The sequence below is a fragment of the Nocardia amamiensis NBRC 102102 genome (genome assembly GCF_001612745.1).
GTDB lineage: Bacteria > Actinomycetota > Actinomycetes > Mycobacteriales > Mycobacteriaceae > Nocardia > Nocardia amamiensis.
The window spans coordinates 24219-30573 of sequence record NZ_BDBA01000169.1 but is presented as its reverse complement, the minus strand read 5'-3'; the positions used below and the strand labels follow the sequence as shown (position 1 = coordinate 30573).

Annotated in this window: 9 protein-coding genes; 5 read left to right on the top strand and 4 right to left on the bottom strand. The window is 68.9% G+C overall.

Annotated features, from left to right (window positions below; translation table 11 throughout):
- Positions 1–32: 32 nt before the first annotated feature.
- Both NA4_RS27425 and NA4_RS27420 read right to left on the bottom strand, forming a co-directional pair.
- On the bottom strand, positions 33–689 hold the full coding sequence (locus NA4_RS27425; protein ID WP_067476181.1) for a hypothetical protein: 657 nt from the start codon (positions 687–689) through the stop codon (positions 33–35).
- A gap of 124 nt (positions 690–813) precedes the next feature.
- Positions 814–1437, bottom strand: coding sequence for a carbonic anhydrase (locus NA4_RS27420; protein ID WP_067476194.1), 624 nt, complete (start codon positions 1435–1437; stop codon positions 814–816).
- Between the two features lie 90 nt (positions 1438–1527).
- Between NA4_RS27420 and NA4_RS27415 the strand changes: the two genes are divergently transcribed.
- Positions 1528–2451: an HhH-GPD family protein gene (locus NA4_RS27415; RefSeq protein ID WP_373862843.1), complete on the top strand. Its 924-nt coding sequence runs from the start codon at positions 1528–1530 to the stop codon at positions 2449–2451.
- 124 nt (positions 2452–2575) lie between these two features.
- On the opposite strand, the gene NA4_RS27410 is transcribed toward NA4_RS27415, so the two are convergent.
- A complete protein-coding gene (locus NA4_RS27410; protein ID WP_067476179.1) occupies positions 2576–3322 on the bottom strand; it encodes an alpha/beta fold hydrolase in 747 nt (248 codons plus the stop codon).
- A gap of 58 nt (positions 3323–3380) precedes the next feature.
- Between NA4_RS27410 and mhuD the strand changes: the two genes are divergently transcribed.
- From mhuD to NA4_RS27390, 4 genes are all read left to right on the top strand, one after another.
- Positions 3381–3695 (top strand): mycobilin-forming heme oxygenase MhuD, encoded by a 315-nt coding sequence (gene mhuD, locus NA4_RS27405; protein WP_067476175.1) that lies wholly within the window; start codon positions 3381–3383, stop codon positions 3693–3695.
- A gap of 262 nt (positions 3696–3957) precedes the next feature.
- Positions 3958–4152 (top strand): CbtB domain-containing protein, encoded by a 195-nt coding sequence (locus NA4_RS27400; protein ID WP_043685997.1) that lies wholly within the window; start codon positions 3958–3960, stop codon positions 4150–4152.
- Positions 4143–4934 (top strand): CbtA family protein, encoded by a 792-nt coding sequence (locus NA4_RS27395; RefSeq protein ID WP_067476171.1) that lies wholly within the window; start codon positions 4143–4145, stop codon positions 4932–4934. The genes NA4_RS27400 and NA4_RS27395 overlap by 10 nt, the downstream gene beginning before the upstream one ends.
- Before the next feature lie 35 nt (positions 4935–4969).
- Positions 4970–5449 (top strand): hypothetical protein, encoded by a 480-nt coding sequence (locus NA4_RS27390; RefSeq protein WP_067476168.1) that lies wholly within the window; start codon positions 4970–4972, stop codon positions 5447–5449.
- A 293-nt stretch (positions 5450–5742) separates the two neighbouring features.
- On the opposite strand, the gene NA4_RS27385 is transcribed toward NA4_RS27390, so the two are convergent.
- Positions 5743–6183, bottom strand: a complete 441-nt coding sequence (locus NA4_RS27385; protein WP_067476164.1) for an OsmC family peroxiredoxin — start codon at positions 6181–6183, stop codon at positions 5743–5745.
- Between the last annotated feature and the right edge of the window lie 172 nt (positions 6184–6355).

The window sequence follows — 6355 nt, the reverse complement described above, 5'->3', positions numbered from 1 at the left end:
GCAGCGCCGCAGGCGCTGCCAAACAAACACAGTCAGGCGATGTTGAACGGCTCGGCCGCGCTGCGCACCGAGCCCAGTTGCGCAACAACGTTGTATGCGCCGGGCGGCACCGCGACACGTTCGCCCGCACAGCTGGGCTGCGAGGTGGAGCCCGACCAGGTCACCGTGAACGCCGCCTGCTCACCGCGATTCATCGTGCGGACATCGGGCTGGCCGTCCGGGTAGCAATCCGTGCTCGACCACAGCCGTCGCTGGCCGTCGAGCGTGTGCACCGACACTTGCTGCAGGCCGGAGCCCATGTCGCGGGTGCAGGGCACCGACGAGATGTTGGTGATAACGATCCCGAACACCGGCTGCTCGCCGGTCCGGTAGGTGGGCTGCTCGACGGTCACTTTGATCGCGAGCGACTGATCAGGGCATGAGGCGGCCGCCGCCGCACCGGCGGCGGCCGACGACTTCGGGACACCGGAATCACCGGCGCCGGACGGCTTGGCCGCCCCGGTGTCGGTCGGCTTGGCCACGACCGAACTGGACCCGGCGGACTTGGTGTCGCCGGGCGAGTCACCGCCGCGCACGACCGCGAGCACGACCCACATCACCAGCGCGAGCGCGACCACCAGGATGCCGATGGCGAATGCGCGTCGACGCCAGTAGATCTCCGGTGGCAGCGGTCCATTCGGTTCCAGCACGCCTCAACGGTAAGCGCACGATCGGGCCCAGCGTCTCAGGGGCACGGCGTGTCGGCCGCCCGCACCCGTCGGCGGCGGGTACATTCCGCCGGCACGCTGGGCGAACCCCGGGCGCGCCGCGGTGTCAGACCACCTCGCCGATGTTGCCGACAACTCGGTGCAACTGCACTTTGCCCTCGGCCAGCTTGTAGGTCACGCACGCGATCGCACACGCACCGGTGGCGACCCGCTGCGAGATGATCATCGACCGTTGCATGAGCAGGCGGCTGGTCTCCACCACGTGCCTGGCCTCCATCTCGTCGACGGTGGACAGACCTTCGCGGCGTCCGATCAGAATGGACGGCGTGACCCGCTCCACCACGCTGCGGATGAATCCGCCGGGGACCTCACCGCCGTCGAGGGCGTCGATGGTCGCCTTCACGGCGCCGCAGCTGTCATGGCCGAGCACTACGATGAGCGGCACGTTGAGCACCTGCACCCCGTACTCGATCGAGCCGAGTACCGAGCTGTCGACCACATGGCCCGCGGTGCGCACGACGAACATGTCGCCGAGGCCCTGGTCGAAGATCAACTCGGCGGCGACCCTCGAGTCGCCGCAACCGAACAGAATCGCGTGCGGGTGCTGGCCGCTGACGAGCTTGGCCCGGTCTGCGGCGCCCTGGCTAGGATGCAGCAGCGCACCGCTGACAAAGCGTTCGTTGCCTTCGCGCAGGGACTTCCAGGCACTGATCGGGTTGGAATCCGGCATACCGACCATTGTGCACACCGATTGTGTTACCAGCGAGTTTGGTCGGTTACAGGTGGGCAAATACCGCCTTGCGGCGATAGGACAGGGATAGTGAGGGCAGTGCGGAACGGCGCACCGAAGGACATCGACGCGGACACGTTGCTGGACTGGTATGGAGCGGCCGCGCGCGACTTGCCGTGGCGCAGGCCCGGCGTCACCGCGTGGCAGATCCTGATGAGCGAGATCATGCTGCAACAGACTCCGGTCGTACGCGTGGAACCGATCTGGCGCGAGTGGGTGGCGCGCTGGCCGGTCCCCTCGGCGATGGCGGCAGCCTCGCCGGCCGAAGTGCTGCGGGCCTGGGGAAGGCTCGGGTATCCGCGGCGCGCCCTGCGCCTGCACGAGTGCGCCGGAGTACTGGCGGCCGAGCACGGTGACGAGGTGCCCGCCGACGTGGACGTGCTACTCGGCCTGCCCGGCATCGGCGCGTACACCGCGCGTGCTGTCGCGTGTTTCGCCTACGGCCAACGAGTTCCGGTGGTGGACACCAACGTCCGCCGCGTGGTTGCCAGAGCGGTGCACGGGCGCGCGGAAGCAGGTAACCCGTCCTCGCGCGACCTCTCCGAGACCGAAGCCCTGCTGCCGCAGCAGATCGACCGCGCCGCCGTATTCTCCGCGGCTCTAATGGAACTCGGCGCGACCGTATGTACCGCGCGCACCCCGGATTGCTCGCAGTGTCCGCTACCGAGCTGCGCGTGGGTCGCTGCGGGACGGCCGGTGACCGAGGTGGTCCGCCGCACCCAGAAGTACGAGGGGACCGACCGCCAAGCCCGCGGTCGCCTGTTGGACGTCCTGCGCCACGCCAGCGGTCCGGTCGAGCGGGTACGCCTCGACCTGGCTTGGACCCGCGACCCAGGGCAACGTGATCGGGCGCTCGACTCGCTCCTGGTGGACGGCCTGATCGAGCAAACCCCCGACGGTCTGTTCGCGCTCGCGGGAGAAGGCGGCGGCCACGACGCGGAAATCCGTCCCTGATCGGCTCTGTCGGACGTAGTCCGTCCCCAGCCCGCGCACGGCCGGAGCGAAGGCGGAGCACGCATAACGCGCACGGCCGGAGCGAAGGGAACCACGCACAGCCGAAGCGACGGCGGAGGGATGTCTAACCGCCGAGCACGCGCCGCAGAAAGCGCTCGACCTCCGTCCGGTAGCGCTGCGGCTGGTCATCGTGCACGAGGTGGCCCGTGCCGGGGACCAGGGCGTAGTCGGCTTCCGGATGCGCGGCGGCCATTCGCCGCATCTGTCCCGGTGGGGTGATGCTGTGCTCGCCCTCCAGCAGCAGGGCGGGCACCCGCACGGCGTGCCACTGCCGCCAGAAGTCGCGCGACCCCCATTCCTCGGAGATGTCGCGGAACGTCGCGACCGATCCGTGCAGTCGGTAACCCTCGGGCCCACGCTCGAACGCGTTCAGGAAGTACTGCCCGGCCACCGGCCCGAAGAAGGAAAGAACGGCCTCGTCGTCGGGAAACGGCTGCGGCCATGCCTCGATCATCGCGGCCCAGTGCGCGGCGGTGCGGCCGGTGAAATCCGGTGCGATGTCCTCGATCACCAGCGCTCGGACCCGCTCGGGATGGGTCGCGGCGAACACCCACCCGTGCAGCGCGCCCATCGAATGACCGATCACCACCATGGGCTCGGTGATTGCGGCCGTGCTCTCGGCAAGGTCGTCGACGAATGCCTCGGTCGTCAATTCCCCCGGTGCGGGCCTGCCGTGCCCGGCGGCGTCGAAGGTGTAGACGTGGCCGTGTTCGCGCAGCCAGTCCAGCTGATCGCGCCATGTGCGCGCGCTGCCCATCAGTCCGTGCAGCAGCAGTATCGGCGCGCCTGCTCCGCCTTCGTCGTGCAACATCGGTTCGACAATACGAGGCACCGAGCACCTGCTCGGCGGCAACCGCTAGCTTGGACGCATGGCTGTTGTGAAGATCAACGCGATCGAGGTTCCCGAGGGCGCGGGCCCCGAGCTGGAGAAGCGGTTCGCCCACCGTGCGCACGCGGTGGAGAACTCGCCCGGCTTCCTCGGCTTCCAGCTGCTGCGCCCCGTCGCCGGAGAGAACCGGTACTTCGTTGTCACCCAGTGGGATTCGGAGGAATCCTTCACCGCGTGGCGGGACGGACCCGCGCGCGAAGCGCACGCGGGCGAGCGCCAGAAGCCCGTCGCGACGGGCGCTTCGCTGCTCGAGTTCGAGGTCGTGCTCGACGTCGCCGGGAAGCCCGGAAACTGACCTCGGTGCCTAGCGCCGGGCAGGTCTGCCTGCCCGGCGACTCGCCCAACGCCGCGGTACGCCCGTGCCGGACATAGTTGACGCCGGGGTACATGAGCTGTCACAGTTCGAAGGACAAACGCGAAGGTGATGCGGTAATTCCGGTGAGATTCCGGAGCGGTCGCGCCACTGTGTTCCATGCACCGAGTCCGGTGCCGGAAAGCCAGACACCGGCACCGTCGCGCCACCACCCGACGGGACGCGTATCCCAAGGAGGACTCGAATGGCCATCGCGCATTCACCCAGCCGGGCAACTGATTCCCTGGCCACCGTGCTCGTCACGGTCGGTGTCGTTCTTCTCGCGCTACTCACGCTCTACCTGGTCGGATTCGACCAGGGCGCCATCTCGCGCAGCGGGATGTACCTGCATGAGCTGATGCACGACGGGCGCCACCTGCTGGGGCTTCCGTGCCACTGACCGGATCACTGGGAACACTGCTGCTTCGCGGCCTGCTGGCCGGCCTCATCGCCGGGCTGCTGGCCGCGAGCGTCGGTTACTTCGTCGGCGAACCCAAGGTGGACGCCGCGATCGCCATCGAAGAAGCGGGCTCCGCCGCCGAGCACACGCACGGCGAGCACGCCGAGTCGCCGGGTGGGCATTCCCACGGCGACGAAGAAGAACCACTGGTGAGCCGCACCGGCCAGAAGTTCGGGCAGTTCCTCGCGCTCGGGCTGGCCGGGCTCGCGCTCGGCGCCATCTACGCCTCGGTGGCGCATGTCGCGCGGCGCTACACCACGCTGTCCGGGCCGCGGCTCGCATTGACGCTGGGCGTAGCCGGTTGGGCCGCGATTGTCGCGGTGCCGTTCTTCAAGTACCCGGCCAATCCGCCGGCTGTGGGTGATCCCGACACCATCAACAACCGCACTCTGCTGTGGCTGGCGGCGGTGCTGCTCGGAATCGTGGCCGTCGGTGCCGCGGTGGCGGTGTTCACCGTGTTGCGCGCACAGCTGTCCACGATTCGGCTGATCGGCGGTGTCGCCGCGTTCGTGTTGGTGACCGGGCTCGGCTATGTTCTGCTGCCCGGCGTGAACGAAGTGAGTGCGGATTTCCCGGCCGCCCTGCTGTGGGAGTTCCGGATCGCGTCGCTGGCCGAGACGGCGACACTATGGACCTGCCTGGCACTGGGCTTCGCCGCGCTCACGGAATTCGCAACGCATACCGATACCCCAGTACGAGTAACGGCCGCTACCGCAGACTGATTCGCGTCCGGAAGCGCTGAGGCAGTGTCGGTCCTATGACCGGCACTGCCTTTTCGTCCTGGCCCGCCGCCCGGCGTGTCCACTCCTCCGCGCCACCACGCTCCGTTCGTGTCGCGTTCGTCGCGCTTGTGGCCGCCTTGCTGGCGGGCGTTGCCGAGGCGATCGTGCGGGCAGCACGCGCGTTCGACACCAACCCGGCAGACTTGGTGGCCGGACTCGGCATGCGCGTGGCGATCTATCTCGTGGTGCTGTCCGTCGCGGTGCGCATGGCCAAGGGCGACCGCTGGGCGCGCCTGCTGATCACGGTGGGCATCGGCGTGTTCGGCCTGCTCTCGCTGATCATCGAGCCGCTCGCGGCGGCCATGTCGGCGCAGGAATTCCGGGACCTGTTCACCGACGTGACCCCCGCATCCCTATGGCTCGCAGTCTTCCGCACAGTCCACATAGCCGCGGTACTCATCGCGATTCCCGCGCTATACACCGGCTCCGCCCGCCGCTGGTTCCGCGAGCGCTGACTCTTCGCGCACCCCCTCGCGCCGGACGCGCCACCCGCCCGTGGTTCCACAGGCGGAGATTGTTCGCACCCCTCGCGCCGCCCGCCCGTGGTTCCACAGGCGGTGATCGTTCGCACCCCTCGCGCCAGACCCGCGCCATCCGCCGGTTCCGTGCAGGCGGAGATGCTCGCCGCCCCGCTCGCTCCGAAGCCGCGCCATCCGCTCTTGGATCCGCACGCACTGACTCTTCGCGCACCCGCCTCGTTCCCCGCACACATCACCGCGTGTGCGGGGAACAAAGCGGCCGCGCGAAACTACGCGAGTGCCGCGTCGAGGCTGATGTGGTCGACCCCCGCCAGCGCTTTGCTGACCGGGCAGCCCGCCTTTGCGGCCTCGGCGGCGGCCTGGAAGGCGTCGCTGTCGATGCCGGAGACGCGGCCGCGGACGGTCAGCTTGATACCGGTGATCCGGAAGCCGCCCGCCGGGTCGGGCCCGAGCGTCACGTCGGCGGTGACGTCCAGGCTCTCCGGTGTGCCGCCCGCGTTGCCGATCTGCGCCGAGAGCGCCATCGCGTAGCAGGAGGAGTGCGCGGCCGCGATCAGTTCCTCCGGGCTGGTGGTGCCGTCGGCCTCCTCGGCGGAACGCTTCGGAAACGACACGTCGTACTTGCCGACCCCCGAACTGGTCAGCTCGACCTGTCCCGAACCCTCCTGCAGGGTGCCGGTCCAGGCGGTACGCGCGGTACGTGTGGGCATCACGGTCCTTTCGCCGATGATCGTTTGACGATTCAGGACGAACCTACCTCGGCCGCCTCGCCCCGGCCCACCAGTTCGCGAATCACTCTCGCGCTGTCGCCTGGCCCGCGCTCGCATTGCGGTCGAAGCGCAGCGCACCGGAATCCCGGACACACCAAGCACATCGGGTATG